At 58.5% G+C, this 16,459-nt stretch carries 14 protein-coding genes; 11 read left to right on the top strand and 3 right to left on the bottom strand.

All coding sequences use genetic code 11. The annotated features are described in order from the left end of the window. The first annotated feature begins 399 nt into the window (after nucleotides 1-399). Nucleotides 400-609 (top strand): cold-shock protein, encoded by a 210-nt coding sequence (locus tag ASD46_RS06540; RefSeq protein ID WP_003514335.1) that lies wholly within the window; start codon nucleotides 400-402, stop codon nucleotides 607-609. Between the two features lie 415 nt (nucleotides 610-1,024). Here the strand turns inward: ASD46_RS06540 and ASD46_RS06535 are convergent, their stop codons facing one another. Both ASD46_RS06535 and ASD46_RS06530 read right to left on the bottom strand, forming a co-directional pair. Further along, nucleotides 1,025-2,416, bottom strand: coding sequence for a dipeptidase (locus tag ASD46_RS06535; protein ID WP_003514337.1), 1,392 nt, complete (start codon nucleotides 2,414-2,416; stop codon nucleotides 1,025-1,027). Nucleotides 2,417-2,655: 239 nt separating this feature from the next. After that, entirely contained in the window at nucleotides 2,656-3,090 is a 435-nt protein-coding gene (locus ASD46_RS06530) for a MarR family winged helix-turn-helix transcriptional regulator (protein WP_025592037.1), read from the bottom strand. 414 nt (nucleotides 3,091-3,504) lie between these two features. On the opposite strand from ASD46_RS06530, the gene polA reads away from it, so the two are divergent. The 10 genes from polA (at nucleotide 3,505) to ASD46_RS06480 (ending at nucleotide 15,196) form a co-directional block, all read left to right on the top strand. Then, nucleotides 3,505-6,492, top strand: a complete 2,988-nt coding sequence (gene polA, locus ASD46_RS06525) for a DNA polymerase I (protein WP_025592039.1) — start codon at nucleotides 3,505-3,507, stop codon at nucleotides 6,490-6,492. Between the two features lie 85 nt (nucleotides 6,493-6,577). Beyond that, nucleotides 6,578-7,297 (top strand): DUF1868 domain-containing protein, encoded by a 720-nt coding sequence (locus ASD46_RS06520; RefSeq protein WP_025592041.1) that lies wholly within the window; start codon nucleotides 6,578-6,580, stop codon nucleotides 7,295-7,297. A gap of 193 nt (nucleotides 7,298-7,490) precedes the next feature. Next, nucleotides 7,491-7,676, top strand: a complete 186-nt coding sequence (gene rpmF / locus ASD46_RS06515; protein WP_003514347.1) for a 50S ribosomal protein L32 — start codon at nucleotides 7,491-7,493, stop codon at nucleotides 7,674-7,676. Nucleotides 7,677-7,835: 159 nt separating this feature from the next. Continuing rightward, on the top strand, nucleotides 7,836-9,662 hold the full coding sequence (locus ASD46_RS06510) for a sensor histidine kinase (protein ID WP_060641877.1): 1,827 nt from the start codon (nucleotides 7,836-7,838) through the stop codon (nucleotides 9,660-9,662). After that, nucleotides 9,659-11,005: a sigma-54-dependent transcriptional regulator gene (locus ASD46_RS06505; RefSeq protein ID WP_025592044.1), complete on the top strand. Its 1,347-nt coding sequence runs from the start codon at nucleotides 9,659-9,661 to the stop codon at nucleotides 11,003-11,005. The genes ASD46_RS06510 and ASD46_RS06505 overlap by 4 nt, the downstream gene beginning before the upstream one ends. A gap of 198 nt (nucleotides 11,006-11,203) precedes the next feature. Further along, nucleotides 11,204-12,187, top strand: coding sequence for a tripartite tricarboxylate transporter substrate-binding protein (locus tag ASD46_RS06500; protein ID WP_025592046.1), 984 nt, complete (start codon nucleotides 11,204-11,206; stop codon nucleotides 12,185-12,187). Nucleotides 12,188-12,287: 100 nt separating this feature from the next. Continuing rightward, nucleotides 12,288-12,749 (top strand): tripartite tricarboxylate transporter TctB family protein, encoded by a 462-nt coding sequence (locus ASD46_RS06495; protein WP_013635240.1) that lies wholly within the window; start codon nucleotides 12,288-12,290, stop codon nucleotides 12,747-12,749. Nucleotides 12,750-12,758: 9 nt separating this feature from the next. After that, nucleotides 12,759-14,264, top strand: coding sequence for a tripartite tricarboxylate transporter permease (locus ASD46_RS06490; RefSeq protein WP_013635241.1), 1,506 nt, complete (start codon nucleotides 12,759-12,761; stop codon nucleotides 14,262-14,264). A 153-nt stretch (nucleotides 14,265-14,417) separates the two neighbouring features. Then, the gene (locus ASD46_RS06485) at nucleotides 14,418-14,630 is read left to right on the top strand and encodes a SlyX family protein (protein WP_013635242.1); all 213 of its coding nucleotides are present in this window, start codon (nucleotides 14,418-14,420) and stop codon (nucleotides 14,628-14,630) included. A 14-nt stretch (nucleotides 14,631-14,644) separates the two neighbouring features. Continuing rightward, nucleotides 14,645-15,196, top strand: coding sequence for a DUF924 family protein (locus ASD46_RS06480; RefSeq protein WP_025592051.1), 552 nt, complete (start codon nucleotides 14,645-14,647; stop codon nucleotides 15,194-15,196). Nucleotides 15,197-15,264: 68 nt separating this feature from the next. Here ASD46_RS06480 and dnaJ read toward each other — a convergent pair whose 3' ends face one another. Next, nucleotides 15,265-16,398, bottom strand: a complete 1,134-nt coding sequence (dnaJ, locus tag ASD46_RS06475) for a molecular chaperone DnaJ (RefSeq protein WP_025592053.1) — start codon at nucleotides 16,396-16,398, stop codon at nucleotides 15,265-15,267. Nucleotides 16,399-16,459 lie beyond the last annotated feature (61 nt).

Genomic DNA, 16,459 nt, shown 5'->3' with positions numbered 1-16,459 from the left:
GAAACGTCTGTTTTTTGAGCGGAGATCCTGTATCTTCAAATCATCGAAGCGACGCACTCCTCCTCCCAGCGTCGCCCGATTGGACTGACAATACTCCTCCTCCCAATTGTCAGTCAGTTTCAAGAACCCGGCGCACCTCCTCCCGCGCCGGGTTTTTGCTGTTTAACGCCTTGTTTGCCGCGACTTTCATTTGCCGACGCTTCACAAAAATCGCCGGGCTTTTTCAAAGAAACTTGACTTTCAGGCCCTTCCAACCTAGGTGTTCGCGCATCGATATTTGTTTGACGACCAGAGCTTCGGCGCCTTTTTTAGGTGCACACGACGATCTTTCCTTCAAATTCGACCCAAGACCGCACTGCGCGCAGTGCAAATACAATTTGCCAACGGAAGGAAATCGTTATGGCGACTGGTACAGTAAAGTGGTTCAACGCAACCAAGGGCTACGGCTTCATTCAGCCTGACGACGGTTCGCAGGACGTATTCGTTCACATCTCCGCCGTTGAGCGCGCTGGTATGACCTCCCTCAACGACGGTCAGAAGCTCTCCTACGAGCTGACGCAGGACCGTCGCTCGGGCAAGATGTCTGCAGGCGAGCTCGTCGCTTCCTGATAAGCGGCTTGGCCTGAACGGGTCATTCGCATGAATATGAAAGGCTGGATTTTTCCGGCCTTTTTCTTTTGGAAGGTGTACCGGGTCCGGCCGCTCTTGAAAAAGCTGGAGTGCATACCAATATAGGGTTCAACAGTGCTCCGCACGGAATTGTCAGGCTGGTGCTTTTAAAGTGCCGCTGTTGTTGCGTTAACCAAAGATTAACCAAAGCAGCCGATCCTGATCGTGAAAAGCAGCGTCGACTTTGTTGGCGCGCTCTGGAGCATCGGACCGTTTGAACGCTTTGACCACGGATGTACTGGCACTGACGAAAAACGGATGGAAAGGTCGGGCTTGCCCGGCCTTTTTGTTTTGAACCACCAAAATATAAGAGAACGGGGAGGCATCGGGTAACCGGCGCCTCCTTTCTTTTTGGCTACTTCGCGGCCAAGGCGTCGAGAATGCGGATCCAGGAGCGGATGCCCTTGTGGAACGACTGCAGGTCATATTTTTCATTCGGCGAATGAATGCGGTCATCGGTAAGGCCGAAACCGACGAGCAGCGAATCCATGCCCAGCATCTTCTGGAAATCGCCGACGATGGGGATCGAGCCCCCCATGCCGATCACGACCGCAGGTTTGGGCCACTCTTCCGAAAGCGCGTTTTTCGCCTTCGTCAGCACTGGCGAATCATAGGAAAGCTGGATAGCCGGCGATGCACCATGCTCGTGAAATTCCACCGAGCAATCGGCTGGAATTTTGGAGCGGACATAGTTCCGGAAGCTCTCGCGAACCGCTTTCGGGTCTTGCTCTCCGACGAGACGGAAGGACACTTTAGCAGAGGCCTTTGCGGCGATAACCGTCTTGAAGCCGTCGCCGGTATAGCCGCCGATGATGCCGTTGACTTCCGCCGTTGGACGAGCCCAGGTCTGCTCCAGCACGGAGCGGCCCTTTTCGCCCGATGGAATCGAAAGGCCGACTTCGCCGAGGAAGGCCTCAGCGGTGCGGCCCAGCGTTTCCCAGGAAGCCTTGATGTTGGCGGGGGTTTCTTCCACGCCGTCATAGAAGCCGGCAAGTGTCACGCGGCCGGTCTCGTCATGCAGGCCGGCGAGAATATCGGTCAGGATGTGAATGGGATTTGCGGCCGCACCACCGAAAAGGCCCGAATGCAGGTCGCGGTCGGCCGCCGTGATTGTGATTTCCTCGCCGACCAGGCCGCGAAGGGCGGCGGCGATGGCGGGCGTATCGCGGTCCCACATGCTGGTATCGCATACCAGTGCATAATCGGCTTTCAGCTCATCGGCATTGGCATCGAGGAACGGCTTCAGCGAGGGCGAACCGGATTCTTCCTCGCCCTCGAAAAGAATGGTGACGCGCACTGGCAGACTGCCATTGACTGCCTTATAGGCCCGGCAGGCTTCCACAAAGGTCATCAGCTGACCCTTGTCATCAGCCGTTCCACGCCCGGTGATCACCTGCCGGCCGCCGCCGATATCTTTCACGGCCGGTTCGAACGGATCGTTTTCCCAAAGATTGAGCGGATCGACCGGCTGCACGTCGTAATGGCCGTAGAAAAGCACATGCGGCGCGTCTTTTGTCGCGGCGTCATGATGCGCCACCACCATTGGATGACCGGCCGTATCGCGAACGGAAGCCGCAAAGCCCAGTGATTCAAGCGTTCTGACCAGCCATTCTGCCGCCTTGCGGCACTCCGCCTTATAGGCGGGGTCCGTGGAAATGGACGGGATGCGCACCAGTTCGAACAATCGCTCGAGGCTGGAGGTGAGGTTATCGTCGGCCGTGGAAAGAATGGGGGAAACGTCTGTCATCGCTGATCCTGTCATGTCTGTCGCAACCCGGCGATGGACGAAACATCCTGGTATCGCGCATCGCGTGGGAACAAGGGGCTGACGTGTCGTTGAATCGGCAAGCGCGCAGCCGCCGGAACGATAGAGCAGTTCATGAAAAGTGCGAAGTGGTTTTCCGCCTAAACTGCGCGGAAACAAAACCTTGGAGGCTGCAGGCGATAGAAGGCCAGGAGCAAAGAAAGCGTTTCGAGTTGTAAATCCTATTTCGCTTTTTTGGCGCGGTCGATCGCCCGGCGCATATATTCCAGCAGAAGCTGCTTTTCGAAACGGCGGAAATCCGCCAGCAGCGCATCTTCCGTGGCTTCGGAAGCGGCAATGGCGTTCGCCTCGAGATCCCTGCCGCGCTGGGTAAGTTCGATGATCTGCGCGCGGCGGTCGCTTGGGTGGGATTTGCGCACGATCAGCCCGTCGCGCTCCATGCGGGACAGCGTATTGGCAAGCGTCGCCTGCTCCACGTCGATTCTATCCAGCAATTGCCGTTGCGTCAGTCCCTCCTCATGCCACAGTTCTATGAGGATGGGGAATTGTCCAGGAGAAAACCCCAGCGCGGCAGCTCTCTTCTGGAGCGCCATGGTGAATTCCCTCGCCATTTTTGCGGCGAGATAGATCGCCGATTCGTCCCGGGAAAAACCCATTCATCAATCCGTCTGGCATCTGGTCGGCGCAATCGCGCAATTTCGATAGTGGGATATATATCGCATGATATGTTTATGCCAGTCAGAAACCCGGCACAAATAAAAACCGCCATGGCCGGGAGGGGACGGCCATGGCGGTCATATAAGAGGACAAAGGCCCGGAGAGGGGGGAAAGGCCTTTGTCCGGTCTGATGCGGCGGGGGACGAGCCTACAATCAGACTACGGCGTGATCAGGCGCCGTCCCCTAAGAAATGTGTGTGCAAATGCGGCTTTTCAAGGGAAAATCTATTACAAATTCGTAAGGTTCACGCGAATTTCGCCGGTGCCTCCAGCGGCTTAGCCCCGTGCGCTTTGCGGTGCGTTGTTTGAACTTTCTGTGGACGTCAAAACGGCCCCGCGCTATCCATATCGCCATGAAAAAAGGCGATCATCTCTTCCTCGTTGACGGCTCCGGTTTCATTTTCCGGGCGTTCCATGCCATTCCCCCGCTGAACCGCAAGTCGGATGGGCTGCCGGTCAACGCCGTTTCCGGCTTCTGCAACATGTTGTGGAAGCTCCTGAAGGATGCGCGCAATACCGATGTCGGCGTCACGCCCACGCATTTCGCCGTGATTTTCGACTATTCGTCGAAAACCTTCCGCAACGAGCTGTACGATCTATACAAGGCCAACCGCACCGCACCGCCGGAAGATCTGGTGCCGCAGTTTGGCCTGATCCGCGAGGCGACACGGGCCTTCAACCTTCCCTGCATCGAGACGGAAGGCTTCGAGGCGGATGACATCATCGCCACTTACGCCCGTCAGGCGGAGGCGATTGGCGCCGATGTCACCATCATTTCTTCCGACAAGGATCTGATGCAGCTCGTCACGGCCAATGTGCATATGTACGACGCCATGAAGGACAAGCAGATCGGCGTTCCCGATGTCGTCGAAAAATGGGGTGTAGCCCCGGAAAAGATGATCGACCTTCAGGCGATGACCGGCGATTCCACCGATAATGTTCCGGGTATTCCTGGTATCGGGCCGAAGACGGCCGCGCAATTGCTGGAAGAATACGGCGATCTCGACACGCTGCTGGCGCGGGCAGGAGAAATCAAGCAGCAGAAACGCCGCGAAAACATCATCGCCAATGCCGATCTTGCCCGCCTTTCCAGACAGCTCGTGGCGCTCAGAACCGATGTGCCGCTGGAGCAGTCTCTGGAAGAACTGGTGCTCGAACCGCAGAACGGCCCGAAACTCATCGCTTTCCTCAAGGCGATGGAGTTCACGACGCTGACGCGCCGGGTAGCTGAAGCCACCGATAGCGATGCCTCGGCCATCGAAGCCGCCAATGTGCCGGTGCAATGGGGCGCTGATGCCCATGGACCAGACCTCGATGCCGCGCCTGCAGTTGCCGCAGCTGATGACAAGACCGCTGCGCCGGCGTCAACCACCGCTCCGGCACGGAAGGTGACAGGGGAGGGCAGTGCGCCCACCGATCTCGCCACGGCACGGCAGACGGTTTTCTCCGCCGCCAAGATCGACACGACCGCCTATACGACGATCAGGGATTTGGCGGAGCTGGATCGTTGGGTTGCCGCTGCCCGCGAAACAGGTGTCGTCGCCTTCGACACGGAGACGACCTCGCTCGACCCCATGCAGGCGGAACTCGTCGGTTTCTCGCTGGCGATTGCCGATAACGGCAAGGATGCCTCAGGCACCGATATCCGCGCTGCCTATGTGCCATTGACGCACAAGACCGGCTCCGGTGGCGATCTTTTCAGCGATGGCATCAGGCTTGCTGAAGGACAGGTGCCGTTTGCCGAGGCGCTGGCACGTTTAAAGGATCTTCTTGAGGACGAAGCCGTTCTGAAAATCGCGCAGAACCTCAAATATGACTACCTGCTGATGAAGCGCCACGGCGTCGTCATGCAGAGTTTCGACGATACCATGCTGATTTCCTACGTTCTTGAGGCGGGAAAAACCACGCATGGCATGGATACGCTTTCCGAACGCTGGCTCAGCCACACGCCGATCGCCTACAAGGACGTGGCGGGATCGGGCAAGTCGAGCATCACCTTCGATTTCGTCGATATTGACAAGGCGACCGCTTACGCCGCCGAAGACGCGGATGTCACTCTGCGGCTTTGGATGGTGCTGAAGCCCCGGCTTGCCGCAGAGCGGCTGACCAGTGTGTATGAGCGGCTGGAGCGCCCTCTGGTGCCTGTACTGGCGCATATGGAGGAGCGTGGCATCACCGTGGACCGACAGATCCTGTCGCGTCTCTCCGGTGAACTCGCCCAGAAGGCGGCTGCTTTCGAAGAGGAAGTCTACCAACTGGCAGGCGAGCGTTTCAACATCGGATCGCCAAAGCAGCTCGGCGATATCCTGTTCGGCCGGATGGGCCTGCCTGGCGGCTCCAAGACCAAGACGGGCCAATGGTCCACATCGGCGCAGGTTCTCGAAGATCTGGCGGCGGAAGGTGCCGAATTACCGCGAAAGATCGTCGATTGGCGGCAGCTGACCAAGCTGAAATCGACCTATACGGATGCGCTTCCCGGATATGTCCATCCGCAGACGAAACGGGTGCACACGTCCTACGCGCTGGCCTCCACCACCACGGGGCGCCTGTCGTCCTCGGAGCCGAACCTTCAGAACATTCCGGTGCGCACGGCGGAAGGCCGCAAGATTCGCACGGCCTTCATCTCCACACCCGGACACAAGCTTCTTTCCGCCGATTACAGCCAGATCGAGCTACGTGTGCTTGCCCATGTCGCCGACATTCCGCAGCTTCGCAGCGCATTCGAAAACGGCATCGACATTCATGCGATGACCGCATCGGAAATGTTCGGGGTGCCGGTGGAAGGCATGCCGTCTGAAGTGCGCCGACGTGCCAAGGCCATCAACTTCGGCATCATCTACGGTATTTCCGCTTTCGGCCTTGCCAACCAGCTCAGCATCGCGCGCTCCGAAGCGGGCGAATATATCAAGAAATATTTCGAGCGTTTTCCTGGCATTCGCGATTACATGGAAGCGACCAAGGCTTTCGCCCGCGATAACGGCTATGTCGAGACGATTTTCGGCCGCCGTGCGCATTATCCGGAAATCCGCTCCTCCAACCCTTCCATGAAGGCCTTCAACGAGCGTGCGGCCATCAACGCACCGATCCAGGGGTCTGCAGCCGATATCATTCGCCGTGCGATGGTCCGTATCGAGCCGGTGCTGGAGACGGAAAAGCTTTCTGCCCGCATGCTGCTGCAGGTACATGACGAACTCATCTTCGAAGTCGAGGAAGGGGAAATCGAAAAGACCCTGCCCATCGTCGTCTCGGTGATGGAAAATGCAGCCATGCCGGCTATTTCCATGAGGGTTCCGCTCAAGGTGGATGCCCGCGCGGCCGACAACTGGGACGAGGCGCATTGACGGGAATTGACCGGCCATTGACCGATTGGTGTCATTGGTTTGTTGCGTGCGCAGATTAGGGGAAACGTCTCAAAAGGAGTTCCCCATGCACGCCCCGCTCATTTCAAAAGATCTGGAATCTTTTTCCGCTGCCAGCCACGATCAGCCGCCGCGCCATCTGGGTCGCCGCTATAATACGGATGGTGAATTCCTGCTCGAGCCGGGCAATACCGTGGTCTGCCATCTCGTTGAAGGGTCGAAAGCCGAAAGCGCAATCATCGGGACACGCCAGCGTTTTCTGGATATGCCCGAGGCATCGCAGCTGGCCTTCACACCGGTTTCCAGCCTGCATATGACGGTATTTCAGGGCATTATCGAATATCGCCGTGCATTTCCCTACTGGCCGGAAGACATGCCACTCGATACTCCGATCGACACGATGACGGAGTATTATTGCGATCGTCTGGCGGATTTTCCGGGCCTGCCTGGTTTCAATATGCAGGTGACTGGTCTCAAGCCGACGGGGCTCGTGCTGAAGGGGGCCACCGCCGAAGACGACCGGATCATTGCGCTGTGGCGAGATACATTTGCCGAAGCTTTCGGTTATCGGCATCCCGATCACAACACCTATCAATTCCATATTACGCTGGCCTATGTCACGCGCTGGTTCGATCCGGAGTGCCTGCCGCGATGGCAGGCGATGCTGGATGAAGAGCTGGAAAAACTGCGTGCGGCAGCGCCGCTAATCGAGATGCGCGCGCCAGCTTTCTGTGAATTCAGGGATATGAACCACTTTAGGGAACTCATGGTTTTTGATAGGAAGTGAAGCATGATTTGCAAAGGCCTGCCGCCCGCCCGTCGCAACAAACCGGCTTAATCGGAAAAAATGCGCGTCAGGGCTGGTCAAAGCCCGTTTGGGCATGTATAAGCGCGCCAAATTTCCGATATCGAGACACCCGACATTCGGCCTTTGGTTATGGCCGGTTACGTTGTTTCGCCGCTAAAGTGGAGTAACAAAAATGGCTGTACCAAAAAGAAAAACAAGCCCGTCCAAGCGCGGCATGCGCCGCTCGGCTGACGGTCTCAAGGCTTCGACCTACGTTGAAGACAAGAACTCCGGCGAACTGCGCCGTCCGCACCATATCGATCTGAAGACCGGTATGTATCGCGGTCGTCAGGTTCTGACGCCGAAGGAAAGCGCATAAGCTTTCTGAAATAATCTTTACGGAAAACCGGCCCTCGTGGCCGGTTTTTTGTTTTCAGGCCGTTTAGCTGCTTTTTTCGGTTACTTGGAAAATCCGATCACTCCTCCTACACTCTGTTCGGGAGAGCAGGTCTGGTGCCTGCAACGGGGAGGGGCTTCGGTGAAATATCGCTGGATTTTCTTGACGCTGCTCAGCCTCGGCCTCGGTTACGGCGCCGTGACCAAGGGCAGCGGCATCATTGCGGAAAGCTATTTCGGCGAAGTCTCCGATCAGGGCCGCACCACCCTCAGGCTGGCCGTCTCGGCTCTTGGCGGGCTTTTGAGCCGTTTCGAGCCGCTGCCCGCCCTGATCGCCGATCACGACGACATTGAGGAGCTTGTCGCGCATCCGCAGGATGAGGCGATGCGCCAGCGGGCCAATATCTATCTCAAATCCATCAATACATTGCTGGAATCCTCCGACATCTACATCATCACGCTGGACGGAGTGACCATCGCCGCTAGCAACTATGATGGACCCACGAGCTTCGTCGGTGAGAATTTCAGCTACCGTCCCTATTTTCAGGATGCCGCCAAGGGCTTCCCGTCGCGTTTCTTTGCGCTAGGCACCACCTCCCACAAGCGCGGTTATTATTTTTCCGCGCCTATTCTCTTCAACGAGGAGATAAAGGGCGTCATCGTCTTCAAGGTCGATATTGAAGGCATAGAGGCGTCGTTCGGCGATGGTGAAAACCGCATTCTCGTATCGGACCCGGAAGGCATCATCTTCATGACCGGAACGCCGCAGTGGCTTTATTCCGGCCTGATGCCGCTGACACCGGAAAGGCTTGCGCGCACGGCGGCATCCCGCCGTTACGCCAATGCCGACCTGAAGGAACTGCCGCTGAAAAACGGCAATTTCGGCTCTCATCAGTTGATGACGATCAGTCAGAACGACGGTGACAGGGAATATCTCGTCCTGTCGCAGCCGATGCCCGACGCGGGCTGGACGGTCAGCGTGCTGATGGATACCGGCTCACTCAGGACGCAGGTCAAGACGGCGATGATCGCGATCATCCTCTGCCTGTGTCTTGCCGCTGCCGTGGTCGCCGCCATGCTGCAAAGACGGCGGCGCCTGCGTGAACGCCTGACCCACCAGGCCGAAGCTCAGGCGGAGCTGGAGCGGCGTGTGGAGGAGCGCACAGCCGATCTCGCGCGGGTGAACCGTGAGATCGAACACGAAATCGCCGAGCGTCGCCAGACGGAGAAACAATTGCGCAAGATGCAGAATGACCTGGTTCAGGCGGGCAAGCTTGCAGCGCTCGGACAAATGTCGGCAGCACTTTCGCACGAGTTCAACCAGCCGCTCGCAGCCGCCAAGAATTATGCGGAAAACGCCTCTCTTCTCGTGGAACGTGGACGTCTAGAAGAGGTGACGGAAAACCTCAGGCGTATTTCGGGCCTTATCGATCGCATGGCTTCTATCAGCAGGCATCTGAGAAATTTTGCCCGCAAACCCAATGAGAAAATGGCTGCGGTCGCGCTCGATGCTGTCCTTCGCGATACGCTGGAAATTGTTGGAGCACGGCTGAAGGCCGCCGATGCGGTGCTGGATGTTGATCTTGGTCCGGTGCCGCTTGCGGTGAAGGCCGGGCCGGTGCGGCTGCAGCAGGTGCTGGTCAACATCATCTCCAATGCCGCCGATGCGGTGGAAGGGCGCGAGGATCGTCGCATCGCTTTGAAAGCCGTGCTGCACGGTCAGACGGTGTCGATTTTCATTCGTGACCGAGGTCCGGGCGTTCCTCCGGCGATTTCGGAGCGCATCTTCGATCCCTTCTTCACCACCAAGGGCGTGGGCCGTGGCCTGGGTCTCGGCCTTTCCATCACCTACAACATCATCAAGGATTTTGGCGGCCAGCTGCGTGTCAGAAACCATGAAGACGGCGGCGCGGAATTCGAGATCGAATTACCGGCAGCAGCCTATCGTGTGGAGGTGGCGGCGGAATGACCATGTCGCGGGTTCTGTTGATTGATGACGAGGAGGAACTGCGCTTTTCCACCGCGCAGGCGCTGGAACTTTCCGGTTTTGCGGTCACCATGCTGGCAAGCGCCGAACATGCGCTCGAACTCATCGGCTACAGCTTCGATGGCGTCGTGGTCAGCGATATCAGGATGCCCGGCATGGATGGCATGACGCTGCTGCAGAAGGTGCGGGAGCTTGACCCGGAAATACCTGTCATCCTGATGACGGGCCATGGCGATGTGCAGCTTGCCGTCAATGCCATGCGCAACGGTGCTTATGATTTCATCGAAAAGCCCTTCACCCCGCAATATCTCGCCGGCATCATAAAAAGAGCCAACGACCGGCGGGCACTGGTGCTGGAAAACCGCCGCCTGAAGGCGGTGGCGGGCAAGCATGACGATCTCGAAACGCGTCTGCCCGGCAGAACCCAGGTCATGGTCGATCTGCGCTACCGCATTCGCGCCATTGGTGCGACCGATGCCGATACGCTCATTGTCGGCGACACCGGTGCGGGCAAGGAAGTGGTGGCGCGCGCACTTCACGACATCAGCGCCAGAGCCAACCGGCCCTTTGTCGCCATCAATTGTGCCGCCCTTCCGCAAACGCTGATCGAAAGCGAGCTGTTCGGCCACGAGGCTGGCGCTTTTCCCGGCGCACTGCGCCCGCGCTACGGCAAGTTCGAGCATGCCCGCGGCGGCACCATATTGCTGGACGAGATCGGCTCCATGCCCTTTGAATTGCAGGGCCGGTTCCTGCGCGTGTTGCAGGAACGGGTGATCACCCGTCTTGGCTCCAATGAAACAGTCGAGCTCGACGTCCGCTTCATCGCCACCAGCAAGGTCGATCTGGAGCAGGAAGTCGCGGCAGGGCGGTTCCGTCCCGATCTTCTATACCGCCTGAACGTGGCGACGATTCTCGTGCCGTCCCTCTCGCAGCGCAGTGCCGACATACCGCTGCTTTTCCTGCATCTGGTGCGGGAGGCTGCTGCCCGTTACGGTCGGGAAGATATGGACGTTCCGCAGCATCTGCTCTCAGTCATTTCCCTGCGTGAGTGGCCGGGCAATGTCCGGGAATTGCGCAATGCGGCGGACCGTTTCGTTCTCGGTCTGGAAAGCGATGTCTCCGAAACCTCGCTGCCGTTTGAGGGCGATGGCAAGGCGGCGCTTGCCGCAAGGGTCGCCGCTTATGAAAAAAGCCTTATTGCGCGCGCGATCGCCGCCCACGGCGGAAATCTGAAATCCGTCTATGAGAGCCTCGGCATTTCACGCAAAACGCTTTACGAAAAAATGCAGAAATACGAGCTGCACCGGCACATGACCGAAGTGTAATGGGTGGATTTCCACCCATGGATGAGCCCGTATGGGTAGAAATCCACCCATTGCTCCCCATGATGGCGATAAAAGCGCGCCTTGCCGCAAGACCGCCGTTGCTGAACGGCAATCCCGGATCGCAAATGGCTTCACCCCGGTCGCCATGGAGGAGCATGCGCGGCTGAAGTGGCGAACATTTTCATCCGGGAGGAATCGATGAAAATACTGAAGACAGCTACCGGCCTTGCTGCTGCCGCTGCCGTTTCCCTTTTTGCGCTTTCTGCATCCGCTCAGAACTACCCCGAGCGCAACATCACCATGGTCGTGCCCTTTGCCGCCGGTGGCCCGACAGATACGGTCGCGCGTCTTGTCGCTGAATCCATGTCGAAGGATCTCGGCCAGCAGATCATCGTCGAAAATGTCGGCGGCGCTGGTGGCACGCTGGGCGCTGGCCGCGTGGCGGCGTCGGATCCGGACGGTTACACCGTTCTGCTGCATCACATCGGCATGGCGACGAGCGCCACGCTTTATCGCAAGCTCGCCTATGATACCCTGAACGCTTTCGAATATGTCGGTCTGGTCACGGAAGTGCCGATGACCATTCTGTCGCGCAAGACGCTCGAGACCAAGGATCTCAAGGGTCTGATCGACTACGCCAAGGCGAACAAGGACAAGGTCACCGTTGCCAATGCCGGCATCGGTGCTGCTTCGCATCTGTGCGGCATGTTGTTCATGAGCGCGATCGAGACACCGCTGGTCACTGTTCCCTACAAGGGCACAGGCCCGGCCATGACCGACCTGCTGGGCGGACAGGTCGATATCATGTGCGACCAGACTACCAACACCACCAAGCAAATCCAGGGCGGGACCGTTAAAGCCTATGCCGTAACCTCGGCCAAACGGCTCGACGTGCTGCCGGACGTACCGACAGTTGCCGAATCGGGCCTGCCGAAGCTTGAGGTGGGTATCTGGCACGGTATCTACACGCCGAAGGGTACACCGGCCGAGATCAACGAAAAGCTCTCCAAGTCGCTGCAGGTCGCGCTGAAGGACAAGAACGTGGCGGCCCGTTTTGCCGAACTCGGCACCACGCCTTCCCCGGAGGCCGATGCGACGCCCGCAGCGCTCAAGACCAAGCTTGAAAGCGAAATCGCCCGCTGGAAGCCTGTGATCGAGGGCGCCGGCCAATATGCCGACTGATGGTTGAAGCAATTGCCGGCGGCACCCTGCCGCCGGCTTCTTGCCGTCAATTTAACGCGCGGAACGGTGTGTGGCCGGCCGCAGTGGAGGGGCATCTTTCATGAAGTCGTTTTTCATTGACCCTGCCGAGGCAGCCTGTGGGGCAATTTTCATCGGTTTTGGCGCTTTTTTTGCGTTGCAGTCTTTCGGGCTGGATATCGGAACCGCCTTCCGCATGGGGCCGGGTTATTTTCCGCTTGTTCTGGCAATCGTGCTGATCCTGCTTGGCGCGGTAATATTCATTCGCGCCACCCGTGTGCAGGGCGATGCCCTCGGTGCAATCGCCTGGCGGGGGATTTTTTTCATCCTGCCCGCGCCGATCTTTTTCGGTTTCACGGTCCGGGGGCTTGGTTTCGTACCGGCGCTTTTTTTCAGCGCCCTTATCGCAGCCTTCGCCTCGCACAAGATGAGTCCGCTCATGGCCGTCATTATTTCCGCCGCCATCACGGTCTTTTCCGTTGCTGTGTTCAATTATGGTCTCGGCCTGCCATTCCAGCGCTTCGGCCCCTGGCTTAAATTTTGAGGTGCCGTAATGGAATTGCTTGATAATCTTGCTCTCGGTTTCGTCACGGCCACGTCGCTGGCAAACCTGTTTTTCTGCCTGATTGGCGTGCTGCTCGGCACGCTGATTGGCGTGCTGCCGGGCATCGGCGCAACCGCAACCATCGCCATGCTGTTGCCGATCACCTTTCAGCTTGAGCCCGTCTCATCGCTCATCATGCTCGCAGGCATCTATTACGGCGCGCAATATGGCGGCTCCACCACGGCGATCCTCATCAACATGCCGGGGGAATCCTCATCCGCCGTTACCGCCATTGACGGCTACCAGATGGCGCGCAAGGGCAAGGCGGGTGCCGCACTTGCGATTGCCGCCATCGGCTCGTTTTTCGCCGGCACGGTTTCCACCTTTCTCGTGGCAGTCTTTGCACCGCCGTTGACGGCGATTGCGCTGGAATTCGGCGCGGCGGAATATTTCTCGCTGATGGTCGTCGGCCTTGTCTCATCCATCGCGCTTGCCCATGGTTCCATCGTCAAGGCGCTGGCCATGGTCGTGCTTGGCCTGCTGCTCGGTCTTGTCGGTACGGATATCTACAGCGGTGCGCCACGCTTCACTCTCGGCATCCGTGAATATGCCGATGGGCTGAATTTCGTTGCGGTGGCGGTGGGCGTATTCGGTATCGCCGAAATCCTGCGCAATCTCGAAAACGAGCGCACGCGCTCGGTGCTGATCGCCAAGGTCAGCAGCCTGATGCCGTCGAAGGAAGACTTCAAGGCCATGGTCGGCCCGGTGCTGCGCGGTACGGTCATCGGTTCGGCACTGGGCATCCTGCCGGGCGGCGGTGCAATTCTCGCTGCCTTCGCATCCTACACCGTCGAAAAACGCGTCTCCAAGCATCCTGAGGAGTTTGGACACGGTGCCGTCGCCGGTGTTGCCGGTCCGGAATCCGCCAATAATGCCGGTGCCCAGACATCGTTCATCCCGCTTCTGACGCTCGGTATTCCCGCAAACCCGGTGATGGCGCTGATGATCGGTGCGATGATCATTCAGGGCATCGTGCCCGGTCCGAACGTTGCGACCGAGCAGCCGGCGCTGTTCTGGGGCATCATCGCCTCGATGTGGATTGGCAATCTGATGCTCGTCATCCTCAACCTGCCCTTGATCGGGCTTTGGGTGAAGCTGCTGACGGTGCCTTATTACGTGCTTTTCCCCATCATCATGGCCTTCTGCGCCATCGGGGTTTACAGCGTTAATTCCAACGTCTTCGATCTCTACGCCGTCGCCTTCTTCGGCTTCATTGGTTATGTGCTCGTGAAGCTGCGCTGCGAGCCGGCGCCGCTGCTGCTGGGCTTCGTGCTTGGGCCGCTGCTGGAGGAAAACCTGCGACGCGCCATGATCCTGTCGCGTGGCGATCCGACGACCTTCGTCACCCGACCGATCAGCGCTACCCTGCTGTTTATTGCTCTGGCAGTGCTGATCATCGTCTTCCTGCCCAGCGTGAAGAAAAAGCGCGAAGAGGTTTTCGTAGAAGAAGACTGAGCAGGTCTCGAAATATTCGGAACGCCGGTGATGGAAATGTCGCCGGCGTTTCTGCGTTGATGGGATCGCTGTGAGGAATCCGGTTCACCGAAGCGGCATATGGTTGACTTGAAGCTTTTTAGGGCCAAGGAAGGGCGGGAAAGAGAGGTCGATATGACGTCGGAAACCGAAAAACGGATCATTGCGCTTGAGGAAACGATCGCGCATCAGGCCAAGACTATAGAGGAACTGTCCGACCAGCTGACGGAACAGTGGAAGGTGGTGGAACAGACCCGCGCCAAGCTCGACCGGTTGACGGAAAGGTTCCTGAGCCTTGAGGAGCAGTCGCTGGACGCACCCGCAATCACCCGGCCGCCGCATTATTGATTGAGGGAGACCCGATGAGGAGCGATACAGCCGCACTTGCCGCCGAAATTGTGGATTTCTGGACGAAGGCAGGACCGGACAAATGGTTCGACAAGGACGCCGCCTTCGACGATCACTTTCATGACCGTTTCCGCGATGCCCATTTTGCTGCTGCAAGGCGCGAATTGGATGGCTGGCTGGACGGTGCGGAAAGCAGCCTCGCGCTGATGCTTCTGCTGGATCAGTTCCCGCGTAACTGCTTTCGCGAGACAGCGCATATGTATGCGACCGATCCGCTGGCACGCATGTTCGCCAGCGAGGCCATCCATCGCGGCCACGATCAGGCGGTGACCGAGGATTTGCGGGTCTTTTTCTATCTGCCCTTTTCCCATTCGGAAAGCATCGAGGATCAGGAGCGTGCCTGCACGCTCAACCGGCCGCTTGGCGGGCTTTATCTCCACCATGCCGAAGAGCATCGCGATATCGTCGCGCGTTTTGGCCGCTTTCCGCATCGCAACGACATATTGCTGCGGGAAACGACGCCGGAGGAACGGCAATATCTTGATGCGGGCGGTTTTACTGGCTGATATCAACGAAAAACGCCGCCAGTCCCGAAAGACGGCGGCGCTTTTTTTGGGTGGGTAACGGCCGCAGATCAGCCGTCGAAGAATTCCTTCATCCGGGCAAAGAAGCCGGTCGATTCCGGATTATTCTCCTGGGACGAGAGTTGCTCGAACTCCTGCAACAGCTCGCGCTGGCGCTTGCTGAGCTTCTGCGGTGTCTCGATCTGGATCTGGATGTAGAGATCGCCAGTCTGCGCCGAACGCAGCACCGGCATGCCCTTACCCTTCAGGCGGAACTGCTTGCCTGGCTGGGTGCCTTCCGGAACCGTGACGCGAGACTTCGTGCCGTCGAGCGTCGTCACATCGAAGGTGCCGCCAAGAGCGGCCGTCGTCATGGAGATCGGCACGGTGCAATAGAGATCGGCGCCGTCGCGCTGGAAGAACTCATGCGGACGCACGGACAGGAAGATGTAGAGATCGCCCGCCGGGCCGCCACGCATGCCGGCTTCGCCTTCGCCCTGCAGGCGAATGCGGGTGCCATCCTCGATACCCGAGGGAATGTTGACCGAAAGCGAACGCTCTTCCGTCACGCGGCCCTGGCCGTGGCACTTGCTGCACGGATCGGAAATCGTCTGTCCACGCCCGTGGCAGGTGGGGCAGGTGCGTTCTACCGAGAAGAAGCCCTGGGCTGCGCGCACGCGGCCGGAACCCTGACAGGTGCCGCAGGTTTTGGGTTGCGTGCCGGGTTTTGCGCCGGAACCGGAACAGACATCGCAGGTTATCGAGGTTGGAACCCTGATCTGCGCCGTCTTGCCGGCAAAGGCTTCTTCCAGCGTGATTTCCATGTTGTAGCGAAGGTCGGCGCCGCGCTCGCGACCGCCGGAAGAGCGGCGTGCGCGTCCGCCGCCCATCATCTCGCCGAAGATGTCTTCGAAGATATCCGAGAAGCCGCCATTGGCGAAACCGCCGCCGCCCATACCACCGCCGCCCATGCCGCCATTTTCAAAGGCGGCGTGGCCAAAACGGTCATAGGCCGCGCGTTTTTGCGGGTCCTTCAGCGTTTCATAGGCTTCGTTGATTTCCTTGAACTTCCGTTCGGAATCAGCATCATCCGGGTTCTTGTCCGGATGGAATTTCATCGCGAGTTTGCGGAAGGCGCTTTTCAGCTCTTTTTCGTCCGCGGTCTTGCTGACGCCGAGTGTTTCGTAAAAGTCTGCTTTCGCCATTAAGATAACAAGCCTCGCAAATGGATTTCCGGCTGCACTTCGGCAGCCGGATGTCTTGCAT

The organism is Rhizobium sp. Root491 (assembly GCF_001427205.1).
In the GTDB taxonomy this organism is placed as follows: Bacteria; Pseudomonadota; Alphaproteobacteria; order Rhizobiales; family Rhizobiaceae; genus Agrobacterium; species Agrobacterium tumefaciens.
This window is presented reverse-complemented; position numbering and strand designations above follow the sequence as displayed.